General features: G+C 72.2%; 19 protein-coding genes. 7 read left to right on the top strand and 12 right to left on the bottom strand.

The genetic code is table 11. The features are described 5' to 3' along the window. Positions 1–50: 50 nt before the first annotated feature. The 3 genes from O4U47_RS29515 to O4U47_RS29525 are packed head-to-tail and all read right to left on the bottom strand — an operon-like array spanning position 51 to position 1,442. A complete protein-coding gene (locus tag O4U47_RS29515) occupies positions 51–428 on the bottom strand; it encodes a hypothetical protein (RefSeq protein ID WP_270681269.1) in 378 nt (125 codons plus the stop codon). Then, the gene (locus tag O4U47_RS29520; RefSeq protein WP_270681270.1) at positions 425–862 is read right to left on the bottom strand and encodes a hypothetical protein; all 438 of its coding nucleotides are present in this window, start codon (positions 860–862) and stop codon (positions 425–427) included. Before O4U47_RS29520 ends, O4U47_RS29515 begins: the two co-directional genes overlap by 4 nt. Before the next feature lie 49 nt (positions 863–911). After that, positions 912–1,442, bottom strand: coding sequence for a hypothetical protein (locus tag O4U47_RS29525; protein ID WP_270681271.1), 531 nt, complete (start codon positions 1,440–1,442; stop codon positions 912–914). A 256-nt stretch (positions 1,443–1,698) separates the two neighbouring features. Between O4U47_RS29525 and O4U47_RS29530 the strand changes: the two genes are divergently transcribed. Further along, on the top strand, positions 1,699–2,397 hold the full coding sequence (locus tag O4U47_RS29530) for a hypothetical protein (protein ID WP_270681272.1): 699 nt from the start codon (positions 1,699–1,701) through the stop codon (positions 2,395–2,397). Between the two features lie 210 nt (positions 2,398–2,607). Next, a complete protein-coding gene (locus tag O4U47_RS29535; RefSeq protein ID WP_270681273.1) occupies positions 2,608–3,162 on the top strand; it encodes a DoxX family protein in 555 nt (184 codons plus the stop codon). A 128-nt stretch (positions 3,163–3,290) separates the two neighbouring features. On the opposite strand, the gene O4U47_RS29540 is transcribed toward O4U47_RS29535, so the two are convergent. After that, a complete protein-coding gene (locus O4U47_RS29540; RefSeq protein WP_270681274.1) occupies positions 3,291–4,154 on the bottom strand; it encodes an urea carboxylase-associated family protein in 864 nt (287 codons plus the stop codon). A 175-nt stretch (positions 4,155–4,329) separates the two neighbouring features. On the opposite strand from O4U47_RS29540, the gene O4U47_RS29545 reads away from it, so the two are divergent. Further along, positions 4,330–5,634, top strand: coding sequence for a pyroglutamyl peptidase (locus tag O4U47_RS29545; RefSeq protein ID WP_270681275.1), 1,305 nt, complete (start codon positions 4,330–4,332; stop codon positions 5,632–5,634). A 99-nt stretch (positions 5,635–5,733) separates the two neighbouring features. Here O4U47_RS29545 and O4U47_RS29550 read toward each other — a convergent pair whose 3' ends face one another. Continuing rightward, a complete protein-coding gene (locus tag O4U47_RS29550) occupies positions 5,734–6,423 on the bottom strand; it encodes a hypothetical protein (protein ID WP_270681276.1) in 690 nt (229 codons plus the stop codon). A 117-nt stretch (positions 6,424–6,540) separates the two neighbouring features. Continuing rightward, positions 6,541–7,212 (bottom strand): hypothetical protein, encoded by a 672-nt coding sequence (locus O4U47_RS29555; protein WP_270681277.1) that lies wholly within the window; start codon positions 7,210–7,212, stop codon positions 6,541–6,543. A gap of 526 nt (positions 7,213–7,738) precedes the next feature. Here O4U47_RS29555 and O4U47_RS29560 point away from each other — a divergent pair. Together O4U47_RS29560 and O4U47_RS29565 are read left to right on the top strand one after the other, a co-directional pair. Then, on the top strand, positions 7,739–7,948 hold the full coding sequence (locus tag O4U47_RS29560; protein WP_270681278.1) for a hypothetical protein: 210 nt from the start codon (positions 7,739–7,741) through the stop codon (positions 7,946–7,948). A 109-nt stretch (positions 7,949–8,057) separates the two neighbouring features. Next, entirely contained in the window at positions 8,058–8,873 is an 816-nt protein-coding gene (locus O4U47_RS29565) for a pentapeptide repeat-containing protein (RefSeq protein WP_270681279.1), read from the top strand. Between the two features lie 35 nt (positions 8,874–8,908). Here the strand turns inward: O4U47_RS29565 and O4U47_RS29570 are convergent, their stop codons facing one another. From O4U47_RS29570 to O4U47_RS29595, 6 genes are all read right to left on the bottom strand, one after another. Next, a complete protein-coding gene (locus O4U47_RS29570; RefSeq protein ID WP_270681280.1) occupies positions 8,909–10,042 on the bottom strand; it encodes a protein kinase domain-containing protein in 1,134 nt (377 codons plus the stop codon). 248 nt (positions 10,043–10,290) lie between these two features. Then, positions 10,291–11,127 carry a LolA-like protein gene (locus O4U47_RS29575; protein ID WP_270681281.1) on the bottom strand — a complete coding sequence of 279 codons (837 nt, stop codon included), beginning with the start codon at positions 11,125–11,127 and terminating at the stop codon, positions 10,291–10,293. A 174-nt stretch (positions 11,128–11,301) separates the two neighbouring features. Further along, the gene (locus tag O4U47_RS29580) at positions 11,302–12,696 is read right to left on the bottom strand and encodes an Nramp family divalent metal transporter (RefSeq protein WP_270681282.1); all 1,395 of its coding nucleotides are present in this window, start codon (positions 12,694–12,696) and stop codon (positions 11,302–11,304) included. 233 nt (positions 12,697–12,929) lie between these two features. Next, entirely contained in the window at positions 12,930–13,520 is a 591-nt protein-coding gene (locus tag O4U47_RS29585) for a mycothiol-dependent nitroreductase Rv2466c family protein (RefSeq protein WP_270681283.1), read from the bottom strand. 119 nt (positions 13,521–13,639) lie between these two features. Further along, positions 13,640–14,815, bottom strand: a complete 1,176-nt coding sequence (locus O4U47_RS29590; protein ID WP_270681284.1) for an NAD(P)-binding protein — start codon at positions 14,813–14,815, stop codon at positions 13,640–13,642. A gap of 143 nt (positions 14,816–14,958) precedes the next feature. Further along, positions 14,959–15,420 (bottom strand): hypothetical protein, encoded by a 462-nt coding sequence (locus tag O4U47_RS29595; protein ID WP_270681285.1) that lies wholly within the window; start codon positions 15,418–15,420, stop codon positions 14,959–14,961. Positions 15,421–15,662: 242 nt separating this feature from the next. Here O4U47_RS29595 and O4U47_RS29600 point away from each other — a divergent pair, with 242 nt between their 5' ends. Both O4U47_RS29600 and O4U47_RS29605 read left to right on the top strand, forming a co-directional pair. After that, positions 15,663–17,234 (top strand): OFA family MFS transporter, encoded by a 1,572-nt coding sequence (locus O4U47_RS29600; protein ID WP_270681287.1) that lies wholly within the window; start codon positions 15,663–15,665, stop codon positions 17,232–17,234. Between the two features lie 232 nt (positions 17,235–17,466). Further along, a complete protein-coding gene (locus O4U47_RS29605) occupies positions 17,467–18,759 on the top strand; it encodes a pectate lyase family protein (protein WP_270681286.1) in 1,293 nt (430 codons plus the stop codon). Positions 18,760–18,925: the final 166 nt, after the last annotated feature.

An 18,925-nucleotide genomic window follows, 5' to 3' on the forward strand; every position in this document is an offset into this window, starting at 1 on the left:
TGAACGCACCTGGACGCCGCTCGCTACGGCCATGATCCACACAACACCCCCTAGTTCCCGGCCTCCTCGGCCTCGTACACCTCACCGAGCTCCCGGCCGGCCGGGGTGACGTCGAACCAGCAGACGTCGCCCATGTCCAGTTCGGCGCCGAACGAGGACCATTCGTCGCGGATCCGGGCCAGGGCGTCCTCCGTCGGCAGGTCCCAGGGGCGGAACCCCCGGTCGTCGGTGAAGTCGCCGGGAATGGTCAGCCCGTCCCGCATCAGCTCGGCGAGGAACTCCATGGAGAAGTCCCGCCAGGCACGCCAGTCGTCCGATCCCGTGTAGTACCGGGCCAGGGACTGGGCCTCGACGAGCATGACCCAGTCGGTGACCCCTGAGACCAGGAAGTCCTTCTTCGCCTCTTCGATGTGCTCGGTGCGGTTCACAGGGGTCCCGCGCGGTCTTCGGTGTCTTCGTACCGGTTCTGTTCGAGGGAGAAGGTGCGCAGGTCCTCGTACTCGCGCTCGATGAGCCCGATGTTGTGCTCCTCCGAGTGGACGAGCTGCGGATACCCCCAGCGCGCGGTGTCGGTGGTCAGGAGGTCCCCGGCGTCGGCCGCGCCCTCGGATGGCATGCGGGCGAACTCCCAGTGGCCGGGGAGGCGGGGGTCGGTGACCTTGAACAGCGAGAGCGGATACCAGCCCGGTTTCCCGGTGTCGTCGGCGATCAGCACTTCAAGGGACGCCTCTCCCAGCGACATGGCGTAGACCCGGTACTCACGGCCCACGGAGACGTCGAAGACCGTGTGCTCGGTGCCGAACCTGTCGATCTCGTGCACCGGCAGGTCGCTCCCGCGGTCGCCCAGGCATTCGACCTTCATCTCCGTCAGGTCCTCCACATAAGCAGCCGTGTCGGGGCGGGGACGGTGGTCACCCCGTCCCTCCATCATCGTCGGCCACGGAAGGCGTCCGATCCTGTCGCGCTACGGATGCCCAGTTCCCGAATTCCGGGACCGGTTCCCAGTTCGGTGTGAAGTCGATGTCGGAGTAGTCGGTGACCTCCTTGGTCCGGGCCTCCTTGTCGGTGACGACCCGGGTGAGGCGGTCCTCACCGTGATAGGTGACCTCGGTGCGCCGGACCGCCTTGCCCACGCGCAGGTCCGGCTCCTCGTTCGGGTACTCGTAGACGAAGACGTGCTTGAGAAAGAGCCGATCGGCGTCGACCCTGCGGAACGAGTACTCCAGCCCCTTGCGGCCGAACCGGTCGGGAAACGCGGTGCCCAGGTGGTCCCGCTTCCAGCACACCGTCACCAATGCGGTGCGGCCATCGGGCGACCTTCCCGGGACGACGGCGGTGAAGGCCTCGCCGCTGTCCCAGCACTGCCGGGCTTCATTCTCGGTCAGAACGGTTCCTGGGCCATTGAGCTTGAAGCTCCAGTTCTCGCAGTAGGTGACGTCCATGCCGGTCACTTCCCCCGTGCCATCTGTCGCACTCGTTTCCGTTCGCCCTCTGCCCCTGGTGCCTCCTCCGGACAGGCTCATCCGGTTCCCTTTCGCCGTTTGCACCCTGTCGGCCAGGACGCCGACAGCGCGAGCGCCATGGCCGAGGAGGCCGCCTTACTCTTCATGTGAACCACCGGTGGGACAGGACACGGTACGGACGTCTTCATCGCGCTCGACGACGCGGTGAAGCTTCCAGAAAGGGCAGGAGGCACGGATGGGCCCGCAGGATCTGGTCAGGGAGAAGATCTCCGCCGCGAACGCCGCGGGCGACCGGACGTCGCTGTACGCGATCATGGCGATCACGGGCACGCACATGCGGCCCGCCTTTGGAGCGTTCGCCTCCGGTCCCGAAGTGGACGACTACAGCCGTGTCATCGAACTCCTCTGGGACAACGCCGCATCCCCTCAGGTGAACACGTTCCGCGAACTCCGCCAGGCGTTCCTCTCGGTCTGGCCCTTCAACGACGACGACCCGGACGAAGGCTACGACGATTCCTCCCCCGTCTACCACAAGCTCATGACCCTCGACCCCCTGCACTTCTTCACTTTCAACGCCCTCGAGTACGGCCTGGAGGACGCCGCCACGGTAGGGGTCCTCACGGCCTGCGACCTGATGACCGAGTTCGGCTTCTCGGCGGCGAACGCGACCGACGCCGCAGGCGAAGTCCAGCACAGCGGGGAGCTGGAGCGGATGGGAGAGCACGAAGAGGAACGGCTCTCGGCGGAGTTGGACGCACTCGCTCAAGGCGGCACCGATGTGCTCGCCGCCTGCCGCCGACGGGCGCTCGGCCGTGAGCGGCGCGTCCGGAGCCTCCTGGTGCCCAATTGGGTCAAGGCGAACTCCTGGGATCCGGATTACCGGGCGCGGGCCCATGGCCTGCAGGACACGCTGGGGAACGCTCCGGAAAGGTGACGGGTTCGCTCCCGCGCCGACGGCCCCCGCCCCTCCCTGGCCGGTGATGGGCCCGCCGTCGCCCCGCCGCCGTCGGCCCCGCCGTCGCTCCGCGGCCGCTCCGAGCCGTGGAGGGGGCGATTTTCGGGCGGGGCTCAGCCGGGTACAGGACGGTGGGGAAACCGCGCCGCCGGGGGACGGGGCGGGATGGTGCGATCGGGGGGATCCGCTGTGGGACGTGTCGATATGGGCGACGTCGCCGTCTGTGCGCTCCGGGCCGGGCTCGGGGCCACCTTGTTCGCGCATGGGACGCAGAAGCTGTTCGGGTGGTTCGGCGGCGGTGGCCTCAAGGGCACCGCGCAGGGGTTCCACTCCATGGGGTACAGGCCCGGCGGCGCCACCGCGCTGGTGGCCGGGCTCTCCGAGACCGTCGGGGGCGCCGCCCTCGTGCTCGGCTTCGGAACGCCCGCCGGGGGTGCCGCCGTCGCCGGGACCATGAGCGTCGCCGCCGAGATGCACTCCCCCAACGGCTTCTTCAACACCGAGGGCGGTCTGGAGTACCCCGGGCTGCTGGGACTGGCCGCCGTCTCGCTCATCGCGGGCGGACCGGGCCGGGTGTCCGTCGACCACGCCACCGGGCACGTCCTCGACCGGCCGTGGATGCGCGCCGCCGCCATCGCCGCCGTGCCTCCCGCGGTCGCCCTCGTCGTCGCCCGCAAGCGCAAGGCCCTGGCGGCCGAGAACGGCAAGGAGACCGAAGAGGGTCAGGAGGGCCAGGGCGGCTAGGGTGTGTTCATTGGAGGCTTTTCGATCAGCGAGCGGCCGTCGCCCCTACCGCGCCGGCTTCGCGATGATCGCGAAGCCGGCGCGGTAGGGGCGTGGTCGCGAGCCGAAAATGATCCAAGAAACACACCCTAGGCCCGCTCCGCCGTCTCGGCCTCCACATCCGTCCACGTCCGCGGCCTCAGGCCGTGGGCTCCCGCGTACTGCGCCCTGGCCGGCGGGCCCCACCCGTGGAGGGCCTCCTCGTCCGGGCGGTACACCTCGACCCGGATGGGGCGGCACACCTCCACCGGGTCGCGCGCGTCCGGCCCCCACAGGGGCACGGACAGGTCGCCGCCCGGGCATGTGGACAGCGCGCACAGCAGGTCGATCTCGGCGAAGAACTCGAAGTGGTCCCCCGGCCGTGCCGGGCTGGCCTTCATGAAGTACCGGTCCTCGTCGTTGAGCCCCGTGCACTGGAAGACGTTCAGCACGTCGTGCACGTCGAACTCGGTCAGCCCGTAGGGCTGCACGGCGCGTACGAGGTTCGAGTGGCAGTGGTGGTCGAAGTCCTCACCGGTCAGCATGCGGTTGACGTAGGGGTCGCACCGGGTGCCGAGGAGGTCGTGCACCCTGCCCCCTTCGGCGTCGGTGCCGTATCCGGCCAGCGTGTCGGAGGTGACGGTGACCATCGGGCGCAGGAACGGCAGCGTCGACCACAGGCGGTCGTACGTGCTCACGTGCGCGCGCTGGAGCTGGCGGGTGCGTGAGGCCCACAGCCGTTCCCGGGGGTCGTTCCGGTTCCACAGGTTCAGGTCCCCGACCTGCGGCCCCTCCACGGTGACCAGCCGGCACAGGTGCCCGCGCGGGACCTCCCAGGCCACACCGGAGCGGACCGGGATCTCGAAGGACGCGGTCGCGTGCCTGCCCGCCGCCGCGACCCGGTCGTAGAACGCCCGGTCCACGTCGAGGGCTCCCCCCGCCGATGCCCGGTAGGCGGCCTCCGGTCGGCCCATGCGCCTCCCCCTCCGCTCGGTCGCACGGGTCGCATGATCGCATCCCGGGCACCGGGCGCACCAGGCGTCTCCCGGGCCCGGAGAATCCCGTTCCGGACATCTGGCCGGATCCCGCACCCGAGTGTTAGGTTTCGTGAGGATTGTTGAACAAATCACTTGTATGGAGTGATCCCCCGTGCGAACCCCCTCCCCGTCCCCCCGGCCGACGGCGCTGCGCACCGCGGCCGCGGCCCTCCTGGCCGCTCCGCTCTTCGCCGCGCCCGCCGCCGCACAGGCCGACGCCGGGCCCGGCGGCCCCGCCGACTGCCTCGCCGCCGACGGCGCCACGGTCGAGGAGGAGCGCCTCTCCGGCAACGTGCCGCAGGAGATCCTGCGCCGCTCCGGCTTCGACGGCATGGCCGCGGACTTCACCCGCGCGCTGTGCTCGGCACCGAACCTGAAGGCCGCTGAGAACGCCGTCCGGCGGCACGGCGACCGCCTCTGGAGCGCCGCCGTCGCGCGCGTCCAGGGCACCGGCCCGTACCAGGGCGCCTCCGAGGACGGCCTCAGCGCCGGGGACGACCGCCCCCTCTACTGGGCCCGCCTGGGCATGACCTCGGCCCTGCGCCGCTGGGAGCCCTCCTTCGGGCTGGCCGACGCCGACCGCGCCCGGCTCATCGCCGACCTGGAGCGCGTCTCGCGCGGGCAGGACGACATGGACTTCACGGGGAACCCGAACATGAAGCGCGTCGTCGTCACCGGCTTCGACCCTTTCCGCCTCGACGGCGACATGCGCCGTTCCAACCCCTCGGGCGCGGCCGCGCTGGCCTTGGACGGCGCGGTCATCGAGACCGAGGCGGGTCCCGCCCTCGTGCAGACCGCCGTGTTCCCCGTGCGCTGGCGTGACTTCACCGACGGCATGGTGGAGTCGGCGCTGGCCCCCCACTACACCGGCGGCCGCCCCGCCGACGCGGTCTTCACCGTCAGCCAGGGCCGCGAGGGCCGCTTCGACCTGGAGGCCCACAACGGCGCCTGGCGGGGCGGGTCGGACGACAACGAGCGCGTGGGCGAGGAGGGCATGGTCCCCATCCCCGAGGGCGTGCCGACCGTCTCTCCGCAGCCGCAGTGGTCGGACTCGACCCTGGACCGGCCCGCGATCGTGGAGGCCGCGTCGGGTTCGCCCTTCCCCGTCGTGGACAACACGGAGGTCACCGAGATCCCGGCCGGTGAGACGGACCCCGTCGTGCGCCCTGACGGCCCGACCGAGGGGTCCCAGGCGCGCGCGGGCGGCGGGGGCAGCTACCTGTCCAATGAGATCGCCTACCGCAACACCCTGCTGCGCGACGCCACCGGCCGCGACATCCCTGCCGGGCACATCCACACGCCGATCCTGCACTTCGGCGAGGGGAGCGACGCGGTGACCGACCCGTCCTTCGAGGAGATGCGGGACTCGATCACCGAGCAGACCACGCTGATCGTCGAAGCGGCCGTGCGGGACTGAGCAGACCGGAACCGAGTAGGGCCGGGGCCGGGCGGACCGGAACCGGCCCCGACGGGGGCAGGGCGGGGGCGCCGGGCAGTGGCTCCGGCTCCCCCGCCCTCACGTGCGCCGGGCCCGGTCCCAGACCCCTGACGGGAGCCGCTCGAAGAGGTCGGCGAGGAAGTCCGCAGGGGCGAGGTCGGGCTCCGGACCCACCGCCGTGGTCTCCCAGCAGATCACGTGGTCGCCGGTGAAGCGGAACGGAAAGCGGGACCCGGCGTGCAGCCCGAGCAGCCACGCGCGGACGTCGGCTGTGAGGACCGCCCGCGCGAAGTCTTCGTCCGTGGTGGTGACCCGGAACGCGGTGTCGAAGGGCTCGTCGTCGAGTTCGAGGCCGCGGCTGCCGAAGATCTCCCGGATCACGTCCCCGACCCCGCCCTCGCGCACCTCCAGCACCGGTGTCGGCACCGGCGTCTCCAGGGCGGTGACCCGGTACAGGTGCGGCTGCGTCGTCGTGGTCTGCCCGCCGCCGCCGACGACGACGTAGCTGTACTCGTACTGCATCGCCCGGTGCCCGCGGTGCGCCCCGCTCACCACGTACTTGGCGTTGCCGCCTTCGACGAACGGGGTTCCGGTGAAGTAGGCGGCGAGCTCTGGCCGTTTCTCCTGGAACCGCCACCCGTTGCGCCCGGCCCACGCCCCCTGCCCCTTGGCCTTCTTCGCATGGGCCGCGTCGCTCACGGCGAAGGCCGTGATGACGATGGCGAAAACGGCGACGATCATGAGGACGATGAACAGGTCCCAGTACACGGCGCCTCCTCGTGCGGTCCGTCGCGGCCACCCGATAGGACTCGGCGGCCGCACGGCGGGTTCCTGTTCAGTGCGAATGGCCGGTGCCGGCCCACGGTGAGGCCGCAGAACGGCGCCTCAGCCGCGCCAGGGGCGCTCCCAGACCTCGGACGGCAGCTGCTCGCAGAGGTCCGCGAGGAAATTGACGGCCTGGAAGTCCGGCTCGTACGCCATCGGCGCGCTCTCCCAGCAGACCACGTGGCCATCGGCGAAGCGGAACGGATGGCGGGCTTCCGGCGACAGCCCCGCCAGCCACGCGCGAATGTCCGGGGTGAGGACCGCGCGTGCGAAGTCTTCGTCGGAGGCGGCCACCCGGTAGGCCGCGTTGAACTCCTCATCGTCGAACCCGACGGCGTGAGTACCGGCAAGGTGCTGGATCGCGCGCCAGGTCCGGTCGTCCTCGGCTTCCACAACGGGCATCGCCACGGGCGTCGGTACGACCGTGATCCGGAAGGCGCGCCTGAGCACCATGTCGCCGGCGAATGAGGTGAAGCCGTACTCGTACTGCAGCACCCGGAGGCCGCGGTGGGAGCCGACCAGCACGTGCACGGCCTCGCCCCCTCTTCTGAAGGGGGTTCCCCTGAAACCGCCGACCAGCTCCGAACGCTTCTCCTCGTACCGCCACCCGTTGTGCCCGGCCCACTCTCTGAGCGCTCTGACCTTCTTCCGGTTCCGGTCAGCGGCCATCTTCGGGAGTTTGACCGCCACCAGGACGAACAACGCGAGCGCGAGGAAGGTGAGTGCCTCCACGTCACTCCCTTCATTCACTCCGCCACATCCACCCGGCTAGGACTCCACACCCCTGAGGCGGGTTCCTCTTCTGTGGAGATGGCCGGTCCCGGCCGGGGCCGCACTCCAGGGCGGCAGGTGTGACCCGCGTCTCCCGAAATCACCTGGTGCGCCTGGAACAACTCCCTGGGGGCGCCCGTTGTACCCCTCGCAGGCCGGTGCGGTAGCAAGTGTCCCCCGGGCTCCATTCATAGCCTTCGCGGAATACCGCGCCGGGCGCCCACGGGTGCCCCGGCGGTCTTCGGAGCCGCGTTGTGCCCCGCGCCGTGAGGCGACCGCCGTACCAGGCCTGCACTCTCGGAAGGCCCGGGCGGGTGTCCACCCGCCCGGGCCTTTCCGTGTCCCCATGGGCCCACCGCCCGTTCCGTCCCCCTCCGGTTGCGGATCCGACGATCCGCGCTCCGTCCTCCATGTGCGGGGATTACAGTGACCCCGTGGGCCGTCTGCGGCGCCTGTGCGAGGTCCTGATTCATCCGGAGGGAGCCCGGTGGACACCGAACGCATGCCCGTGCGCATCCTTCTCCTCTTCGGGGAAGAGGCGCACCTGTCGACCCCCTACATGGGGCCCGGCGAGACCGAGCGCGTGCCCGTCTCCCGGATCAGCGCCGACACCGGGCTGCCCCGCGACCGACTCGCCGGCGCACAGCTCGTCGCCCTCCTGCGCAACGGCGAACTGGTGCGGTTCGAGCGCGACTGACGCCCGCCCCCGGGGCCGACGGTGGAACGGGCGGCCCCGCCGACTGGCAGAATGGGCCGGTCACGGCGCGGCACCGGGCCGCGCCCACCGTTCAGGAGATCGCCTTCCGGTGCACACTCGCGACGCGCGCCGCTCCGACCTGGCCTCGGACTGCGCGAACTGCTTCGGCCTGTGCTGCGTCGCCCTGCCCTTCTCGGCGGCGGCGGGGTTCCCCTACGACAAGCCGGAGGCGAGCCCCTGCCGCAACCTCTCCGGCGACTTCCGCTGCGGAGTCCACGCCGACCTGCGCGAGCGCGGGTACACCGGCTGCACGGTCTTCGAGTGCTTCGGAGCCGGGCAGAAAGTGTCGCAGCGGACGTTCTCCGGGGCCGACTGGCGCAGCGCCCCCGGCTCCGCCCGGGACATGTTCGCTTCGTTCGGCGTGATGCGGCGCCTGCACGAACTGCTGTGGTACCTGACCGAGGCGCTGGAGCGCCCCGAGGCCGAACCCCTGCACGCGGAACTGCGCGCGGCCTACGACAGGACCGAGCGCCTGTCCCTCGGCACCCCTGAGGAGCTGAAGGCCGTCGACACCGACGCCCTGCGCGGTGAGGCCGCGCTCCTCCTCAGACGCGCGAGCGGACGCGTCCGCGAGGGCGCCCCCGGCCCCGGAGAGGACCGCGCGGGCGCCGACCTGATGGGCGCACGCCTCCGCAAGGCGGACCTGCGCGCCGCCTGCCTGCGCGGCGCCTACCTCATCGCCGCCGACCTGCGCGGCGCGGACCTGCGCACCGCCGACCTCCTCGGCGCCGACATGCGCGACGCCGACCTGCGGGGCGCCGACCTGTCCGGCGCCCTGTTCCTGACCCAGCCCCAGGCCAACGCCGCCAAGGGCGACGCGTCGACCGTCATCCCCGAGGTCCTGGACCGCCCCGCGCACTGGTAGAGGAGTCCGGGCCCGCCCGGTGGGCCCCCGTGGCGTCAGGAGAACCCGGCCGCCAGGTCCGGGCGGAAGTGCGCGACGAACATCGCCGCGGCGTCGTCCGGGCGGTGGAATCGGGACGCCAGGGCGCCCCGGTCGAGCGAGGTGTCCTGCACCTCCGCAGACAGCCACGACAGCAGTCGGCCGCGCTCACGCACGTCGGCGAAGAGGTCCGCCGCCCGCTTCGGGGCGGCGTGCATGGCCCCGGCCAGAGCGTGGGGCGACCCGTGCGCACAGCCGTCGAACCGGAACGGGAGGACGGGCCGGAGCGCCTCGGTGCGCGGCACGGGGACCGTCCGCGGAGCGGAAGACAGGCGGGCCTCGGGCCGCCAGACCCGCCCCCGGTTGCACGCGGCCACGACCGACACCATGAGCCGCTCGGCGGTCAGGCGGTGCGCCGGGTCGCCGGAAAGGCACCGGGGCACCAGTTCGCGCAGCTTGTCCATGACCGCCCCCGCGGGCGGCCGGGCCGACGGGTCTTCGGGGAGCTCCCGGCGGTCGTGCGGTTCCCGGGCGGTGGCGGCGAAGAGCATGACCGCGGCCCAGGCGTACACGTCCTCTTCCGGTCGGGGCTCGGCCCCGGGCGAATGCTCGGGCGCCGTGTACGCGGGGGTGGCCGCGCGCGCCGCCAGGTCGGGACGGGCCGCCGCGAACGCCCGCGCGAACCCGGCACCGGTCACCTTCGGGGCGTCCGAGCCCAGGACGATGTTGGACGGCGTCAGGTCCCCGTGCGCCAGGCCGAACCAGTGCAGGACGCTGAGGGCCGCCGATGTGCCCAGCGCGAGCTTGTGCAGCTCCTCCCCTCTGAGGGGGCCGTGTCTTCGTACCGCCTCAAGGAGGGTGGGCCCCTCGATGTACTCGGTGGCGACCCACGGGACGTCCGCGACGAGGTCGGCGGCCAGCACCCGCGCCGGCCCGTAGCGCGTCGCGATGCGCGCCGCTTCGATGTCGCGCGCCAGCTCCCGCCGCACGCTGCGCCCGCCGCCTCCGGACACGCGCGGCACGGTCACCACCACCGGGACGCCGTCGCGGTCGCGGCCGAGGTGGCGTCCGGCGTAGCCGTCCCGCCCCAGGTAGCGCTCGATGCGGTAGGGACCGATCCGGTGCGTCGTCTCATCCGCCGTCGCCCTCACCCCCTCCGGTACGCACGCCCTGCGTCCTTCCACCCCAGCACGCCCGGACCGCGACCGACAACCGATTCATCCGGAATCGGCGTCATTCCTGGGTTCCCGGGGGACCAGGGGGCGGGTGGGGCGGCGCGGCCCCGGGCGGGGGAAGGGCGCCGAGGAGGGCCCAAGACGCGCGAGGGCGGTGCGCCGGTGGCGCACCGCCCGGAGGGCACCGGCCCGGCGGCCCGAGGGCGCCGGACGGTACGGAGGCGTTAGTAGGAGGGGACGTCGCCGGTGGTGGGCATGTCGCCCATCATGTCGTCCATCATCGAGTCGAAGTCGCCGATCTGGTCCTCGCTGGGCCACTCGACGGTCACCGGCTCGTTGAAGCTGGTGAAGTCGATGGTGCTGGTGACGGTGCCCCCGGCGTCGGTGGTGACCCGCCGCGGCATGCCGTCGCCGTCGACGAAGACCTCGAAGGACACCTCGCTCACGCCGGCCTGGTCGTAGACCTGGCGGGCCGCGTCCTGGGCCTCGGGGTCGAGCTCCTGCAGCGCCTCCTCGGTGCTGTAGGTGCCGGAGTAGCGGGTGGTCTCGGTGCCGTTGACGTCGGCCGAGCCCTCCTCCTGGACGTCCTGGGCGGCGAGCAGCTTCTCGACCTCGGCGAGCGGGTCCTGTGCCCCGGCGTTGCCGCCCTGCTCCCCCATCTGGCCCAGGTCCATGCGGAGCCACTCGGGGCCGCCGGGAGGGGCGCCGGGCATGTCCGACTGCATGACCATCTCGCTGCCGCGCATCAGGATGGTCGAGGTGGTCCCCTGGGTGGTGGACTCCATCTTGACGGTCGGCTCGGGGCTGGCCGTGTACTCGATGTCGGAGGTCATGTCGAGCGAGGTTCCGGACATCGACCCGCTCATCTCCATGGTGGCGGTGTAGCTGTCCACCTGCTCGGTGTTGTTGACCGCCTCGGCGACCAGGTCGACCGGGTTGAGGTCGGACAGGGGGCCGCCCGCGGCGCCCCCGCCGCCGCCACCGCCGAACAGCAGGCCACAGCCGCTGGTCGCGAGAACGATGCCCGTGCCGGCGAGGGCCGCGCTGATCTTCTTGTGCATCTCTGGGGTACTCCTCATGCGAAGGGGATGACAGGCGGGGTGGAAGGGGCGCCTGTTGTCTCCGGTCCGTTGCCCCCTCTGACGCGGGGTCCGGGCGGCGGGTTCCTCCGAAGACGGGAAAGCCTCCGCCCCTTTCCGGTGTCGGGACGGAGGCGGCCGCGTGGCCGGGACGAGTCAGAAGAGCCCGAGCGTCTGCGGGACCACCCAGAGGGTGAGCAGGGTGAGCACCACGACGCTGATCCAGCTCCACACGATCCCGAACCGCCCGGGCCGGTACCGCTCCGGGATGAACTTCAGCGCCACGTACAGGTTGATGGCGAACAGCACCGGGCTGATCGCGAAGGACACCGCGCCCGCGGCCGGGACCAGCCAGGCCGGGTCGGGCAGCACGGTCAGCGCGACGACCATGCTCACCAGCATCAGGGCGATCATGCCCAGGCCGGCGTTGCGCTCGGTCCACCACGGGCGGTCGGCACGCGGCGGGAAGACCGCGGTCGCGGACGCGGCCAGGGCGCGCGGGAAGCCGTCGTAGATGATGAACACGGTGGAGAACAGGGCGGCGAACGCGCCCAGCAGGAAGACGGGGAACATCCAGGGGCCCACCGTCTCGGTGAAGATCCCCGAGATCGCCAGCACCGTGCCGGCGCCCTGGGGCTTGTCCTCGACGGAGAACAGGATCGCCGCGCCCAGGAGCAGGTACATCGTGGCGATCACCCAGGAGACGATGTGCCCGATGCGGAAGTCGTACAGTGCCGCCTTGAACCAGCCGTCGGCGTAGGCCCGGTAGCGCTCAGGGGTGTTCTCGACCGCGTCGGGGCCCAGCACCTCGCGGATCCGGACCATGCCCTTGCGCTTGTCCTTCATCCACAGCGAGCCCCAGACGCCGACCGTCAGGTCGGTGGGCATCCACCCCATCAGCCCGGCGATGACCAGCGCCGATCCGGCGGGGATCACCGGCACCACCATGTACATCAGGGACTCGGCCTGCACCCCGGCGAAGGCGAAGGCGATCACGGTGCCGACCACCAGCACGATGGCGAGCACCTTGTTGACCGCCTCCAGGGCCCGGTAGCGCCCCGACAGCAGCAGCCCGACGGTCAGCAGGGACAGGCCGATCCCGTACAGCAGCAGCGGCCCGGCGCCGAGCCATGCCCACAGCACCGCGGCCGCGGCGGCGACGATCGCCCCGACGGCGGTGCAGCCGATGACCAGGGTCGCGATGCCCAGGGCCCACACCGCCCACGTGCGGGGGCCGGGCACCCGTGCGTAGGCCGCGACGATCGATTCGCCGGTGGCCGCCGTGTAGCGCACCGCCAGCTCGAAGCCCTGCCACTTGAACAGGAACGCGACCGGCAGCACCCAGAGCAGCGCGTACTCGAAGTTGGCGCCCGCGACAGGGGCGGTGACCAGGTGGCTGGTGCCGATGCCCGCCATGGCGATCAGGAGGCCGGGCCCGATGTAGCGGAGGGCGCGCACCCCCCTCAAGTCGGGCGGGGAGGCGGCCTCTTCGTCCAGGGCCCTGCGTTCCATCTCGTCCGACGGCTGCAGCGGCTCGCTCGCGGGGGACATGCGTGCCTTTCTTCAAGGGGGAGCGGGGCGAATCCGGTGGTCAGGGGCTCCGGAGCGCTCCGTGTCTCGCATGAGTAGAAGGCAGTCCCACCCCCGATGTCAACCTCCGACCAGGGCGGATACGGTAACGATCGCCGCTTTCGTCCCCCGGCGTCCGAGGGCGGGGCCGGACCCGGCCCCGGTCCCGGGTCCGCGCACGGGCGCGGGCGCGGGGATGCCCAGGTCGGGACGGGTCACGTCTTGAGCTCCCTGAACCCCGGGACCCCGGCGACGAGCAGCGCCCCGTCCCACAGGTCGGCGGCCGACGGGCCGGTCGGGACCTCGTGGACGACGGGCCCGAAGAAGGCCGTCCGGCCGCCGTCGGGCGCGGTGACGGCCGTCACGGGGGTGCCGGTGCCCTCGCCGACGAGGGAGGCGCCCTGCTCATGGGAGGCGCGCAGCACACCGTCGTAGTCGGTGCCCTCTCCGGCGGCGGCCAGCTCCGGGGGCAGTCCGGCGGCGGTCAGGGCCTCGGCGAAGTCGCCGATCCAGTCGCCGTCGCCGTTCTCGGCCGCCGACCACAGCGCGCGGTAGAAGCGGCCGAGGGCGTCGTGCCCGTGCTCGTGCTGGACGGCGGCGCAGATGCGCGCCGGAATCCACAGGTAGCCGTCGGGGTCGCCCTCGGGGTCGTCGTCGCGCCCCTCGTTGAGCACGGAGAGGCTCATGACCCGCCAGGTGATCGTGATGGGACGGCGGCTCGCGGCCTCCAAGAGCCAGCGCGCGGTGTTACGCGTGAGGGGGCATGAGGGGTCGAACCAGAAATCAACGGTCCAGACACGGTCCATCGCCCCATACTGGCACAGCGCACGGACCCGAACGGGGAAACACCCGGGGCTCTCCCGCGCGCGGGAGAGCCCCGGGTTCCGGCCCGGCGAGGGCGTGGAGCGGACGCAGACGCCGTGGCTCAGCCGTGGGCCGCCCTCGACCGCTCGGTCTGCCGGAGAGCCAGGGACGCCGCACGGACGGCGCTGTTGATGGAGATCTCCCCGCGCATGCCCGGCGCCGCCACCATGTCTCCCGTCAGGAAGACGCCGTCCCCGCGGTCGATGGACGGGCGGTCGCGCCACGTCCGGCCCGGGAGGTCCAACGCGCCGGTCCTCCCCCGCGCCTGAGCCGTCCGCTGCCATGCGGCCCGATCCCTCCAGCCGGGGATGCCCGCATCGGCCAGGGCGCGGACCCGCTCCCGGCCCTGTTCCGACGACTCGCCGCTGCGCATCGGCACCTGGAGCTGGTACAGGCCCTCCCCCTGGGGTGCCGCGGAAGGGTCTTGCTGGGAGTAGCTCTCGAAGAACCCGCCGCCGTCCACGTCGAAGCAGAGGAACGGGTCGCCCCGCTCCTCCTTGACCGCGAGGTCCATGAGCATGCAGTGGCCGCTCTCCCAGCGCAGGGAGTCGTCCCCCAGCAGCCGCCGGGCCGAGGAGAGCTCCGTGGCGACGATGACCGGCCCCCTGCCCTGGGGGAGCTCGGTGAGGCGGGCCCCGGTCTCGATCGTCGCGCCGAGCAAGCGCGCGCGGGCGGCGAGCCGGTCCACCACGGCCTGCCACCCGCCCGCCGTCCACCGGACGGCGGGCACGCCGAGGGCGTATACGCGGGTGAGCAGACCCCAGACGAAGGCGGCGGACAGGCGTCCGGTGTCGGAGTCGTAGGTGGCGACGGCGATGGCGTTCGCCGCTTCCTCGGCGGCGCCGGGGCCGTACAGCCGCGTCGCCCACGTGCGGAAGTCCTCGTCCACGGGGGCCTTGAGCCGGCGGCCCCGGGCGGCCATGCGGAGGACGGACGGCGGCGGCGTCCGGCGCAGGCGCCCCTGGTGGAGCCACCGGGCCCCCGTCGCCTTCCTGAGCGGCGGCCAGGCGAGCGGCTGCACTAGGCGGCGCTCGGTGAACCAGGACCAGTGGGGGCCGTCGGCGTAGAAGACGTGGCCGCCCTCGTGCGCCAGGTAGGGGCCCTCGATGGCGCGCGCACGGCCGCCGAGATCGGCGTGCGCCTCGTACAGCCGCACCTGCGCCCCCTTCTCGGCCGCGGCGTTGGCGGCGACGAGCCCCGCGAGGCCGCCGCCGATGATGGTGATCTCTGAAGGCATGTCCGCTCCTTGCCGCCGACGACTGACCGACCGGGCTCCTGCGGGGAGACGCGGTCCTCAGAAGGGGGACACGGCAGCGGGCCGATTTGTGACAGGGCGCGGAGGGAGGGGCGGCGCTCGGCCCCTCCGGGACGGGAGGCGGATCAGCCCCGCTTCTGGAGGGAGCCGTCCTCGATCTTCAGCCCCAGTTGCGGCGGCCCGGCGCCGCAGTCGGGACCGTTCGGATAGCTGGTCTCCGCGGCAGTGGTGAGGTCACCGGAGAAGAGCTCTTCGCCGCCGGAGTCCCGGAGCTCGATGTGGACGTCCATCCGATCCGTCGTCAGACGATCCATCTGGACGTTCGCGGTCAGGCCCCCTGTCGGCTCGGCGCGGGCACTGCACGCACCGTCGTCGCACCCTTCGTCCACGGACGTGGTCTCAGGCCTGAACCGCAGGTCGTGCTCCTCGCAGTCGCCGCCGCGGCACAGCTCCATGGTGCCGCTCTCGACCTCCGCCGCCTCGGAGGGGGCGACCGAGAGGGACACGCCCTCGATCGCGGCCATATCCGTGCAGACCGTGCCGCCGCCCACCGCCGCGCACCCGCCTGCGGCGGCGAGTGCGGCCACCGCATACCCCGCGCGCCGTATGCGGCGCAGCCGCCGCCTTCCCTGTCGATGTGCCGATCCGTGTGTCATCGCCATGACGGTTGGACGCACCGGCGGCGGCACGGGATGCCCTTCCCGTCCACGCGATCGGGCTGAGGAGGCAGGCTCCGTGATCTTCCCGGCACACGTGCCGACGTGCCATGATTCCGACGTCTACGGTATGCGATATCCAGCACCGGGAAGAAGGTCCTCCCTTGTCCGCCTTGCGCGCCCTCGACCGTGAGCGTTCGGTCGCCTCCCGGGGGTACAGCCGGTGGCTCGTCCCGCCCGCCGCCCTCGCCGTCCACCTCTCCATCGGACAGGCTTACGCCACCAGTGTCTACAAGAACTCCCTCATCGCCCACTTCGACACCTCGCAGACCGGTGTCGGGCTGATCTTCTCGGTCGCGATCGTGATGCTCGGCCTGTCCGCCGCGCTCTTCGGCCCCTGGGTCGAACGCGTCGGCCCGCGCACCACGATGTTCGTCTCCGCCGTGTGCTGGGGCTCCGGCTTCCTCGTCAGCGCCCTGGGCGTCGCCGCCGGCCAGCTCTGGCTGGTCTACCTCGGCTACGGCGTGATCGGCGGCATCGGCCTGGGCCTGGGCTACATCTCCCCCGTGTCCACGCTGATCAAGTGGTTCCCCGACCGCCCGGGGCTGGCCACCGGCATGGCGATCATGGGCTTCGGCGGGGGTGCGCTGGTCGCCACGCCCGTCTCCGGCCGCCTCCTCTCCTTCTTCGACCCCGCCTACGACCCCGGCACGGCCGGGTCGGTGGCCTCGGGCGGGGCGCTGGTGGGCATGTTCGCCGTGCTCGGGCTGGGCTACTTCGCCCTGATGATGATGGGCGTGCTGCTGATCCGCGTCCCGCCCCGGGGGTGGACGCCCGAGGGGTTCGACCCGGCGCGCACGGCCACGGCGCCGATGGTGACCACCGCGAGCGTATCCGCCGCCAACGCCCTGCGGACCCCCCAGTTCTGGCTGCTGTGGACGGTGCTGTTCACCAACGTGACCGCCGGTATCGGCATCCTGGAGCACGCGAGCCCGCTGATCCAGGACTTCTTCCGCGACGGGGGCGGGGCCGCCGTCACCGCGGTCGCCGCCGGGGGCTTCGTGGGGATGCTGTCGCTGTTCAACATGGCCGGCCGCTTCGTGTGGTCGTCCACCTCCGACATCATCGGGCGCAAGCCCACCTACATGGTCTACCTGGGCGCCGGGGCGGTGCTGTACGCGCTGATGGCCACCGTGGGCGGCACGTCGATGCTGCTGTTCGTGGTCACCGCCTGCCTGATCCTGTCCTTCTACGGCGGCGGGTTCGCCACCGCACCCGCCTACCTGCGCGACCTGTTCGGCACCTACCAGGTGGGGGCGATCCACGGGCGGCTGCTGACGGCGTGGTCGGCCGCCGGGGTGGCCGGGCCGCTGATCGTCAACGCCTTCCTCGACGCCGAGGGGGAGCCGGGGACGCTGACGCAGAGCGCCTACCAGGCGCCGCTGCTCACCATGGTGGCGCTGCTGGTCGTCGGCTTCGTGGCCAATCTGCTGATCCGCCCCGTCGCCAAGCGGTTCCACGAACCCGAGGGGGTCGGCACCGGCAGCGGAGCGGCGGCCTCGGACGACGCGGACGCCGCCGACGACGCCCCCGAGGGCACGTCGGACACGGCCGGGCCCGTCGGCGGCGGCGCGGTCCGCGGACGCGGCACGTGGCTGGTGGTGTCGTGGGCGGTCGTCTCGGCGCTGCTGCTGTACGCGCTCGTCCGTGTCCTCTCCACGGCCGCGCAGCTGTTCACGGGCTGACAGGCGCCCACGCGGCGGGGTGTGGACCGGGGATCCGGCCCGCACCCCGCCGCCCCCGGAACCGCGCACCCCGGCGCACCCCTCTTGACGCAGGAACACCGTTCGGGCGAACGTAGACGCCGGTAAGCGTTTTCCGGCAAGTGAATCAGAAAAACGTCGCGATCGATAGCGAACACCCCAAATAGTCCGGAAATCGCTTCCCCATCCCCCCACCGGACAGAGAGGAACCTCCGTGAGGAGAGCACCCCAGCTCGCGGTCCTCGCCGCAGGGGCGGTCCTGGCCGCCTCCGCGGCCGCTCCCCCGGCCGCCGCCGACCCCCGACCGCCCGGACACGACATCGGCCGGGAGGCGCTCGCCGAGAACGACGGGTGGGCGTCGGCCGACGGCGGCACCACCGGCGGCGCGGCCGCCGCCGACGCGGACGTGTCCACCGTGCGCACCTGGGACGGCCTGAAGGAGGCGGTCCGCGGCGACCACCCCAAGATCGTCTACGTCGAGGGCGACATCAGCGCGATGACCGGCGCCGGCGGCGCCCCGCTCGAATGCGCCGACTTCGCCGACCCCGCCTACGACTGGGACGCCTACGTCGAGGCCTTCGACCCCGGGCACTGGGAGGGCGGCGAGGACGGCCCCCTGGCCGAGGCCCGCGACCGCTCCTACCGGGCCCAGCGCGAACACGTCCTGCTCACGCCCGGGTCGAACACCACCATCGTCGGCGTCGGCGACGCCTCCCTGTCCGACGGCGGCATCCTGTTGGAGAGCGTCGACAACGTCATCGTCCGCAACCTCGGGGTGCACGACTCCTACGACTGCTTCCCCGAGTGGCGCGGCGAGGACTGGGACGCCGAGTTCGACAACATCGAGGTATCGCGCTCCAGCCACGTCTGGCTGGACCACCTGACGCTCACCGACGGCGACACCAGCGACGCCGGCCTGGAGGAGGTCTACGGCGAGCAGGTGGACCGGCACGACGGCATGATCGACATCGTCCGGGGGAGCGACCTGGTCACGGTCTCGTGGAACGTGCTCGACGGACACGACAAGACGATGCTGTACGGCAACACGGACTCCAATGACCACGGGGACCGGGGGCGGCTGCGCGTCACCGTGCACCACAACCTGTTCACCGGCCTGACGCAGCGCGTCCCGCGCGTCCGCTACGGCCAGGTGCACGTGTACAACAACCACTACACGCACGGCCCGAAGTCGGACTACGAGTACCTGTACTCGTGGGGCGCGGGCGTGGAGTCGGGAATCTACGCCCAGAACAACTCCTTCGACATGGGGCCCGGCATCGCGCCTGAGGACGTCATCGTGTCCTGGCGCGGAACGGCGCTCTACGAGGAGGGCAGCCTCTTCGGGGGACGGTACGTCGACCTCCTCGGCGCCTACAACGAGGCCCACCCGGACGAGCCGCTCTCCTCCGATGTGGGCTGGGAGCCGGAGCGGCACGGGAAGATCCACCCGACGCGGGCGGTGCCGCACCTGGTCCCCGCCAAGGCCGGGGCCGGCAGGCTGCACTGACGGACACGGGGCGTCCTCGCGCCCGCCCCTGAAGGAGCGCGGGCGCCCCTCCTGAAGGGCTCCTCGGGGCGGGCGCCCGCGCTCCGCTCGTTCCGGGCCCGAGTCCCGCTCCTCCCCTCCGTGCCCTCCGCGCCGGGTGGGCCGGGTGGGCCGGGTGGGCCGGGCG

The organism is Nocardiopsis suaedae (genome assembly GCF_027706745.1).
GTDB lineage: Bacteria > Actinomycetota > Actinomycetes > Streptosporangiales > Streptosporangiaceae > Nocardiopsis_A > Nocardiopsis_A suaedae.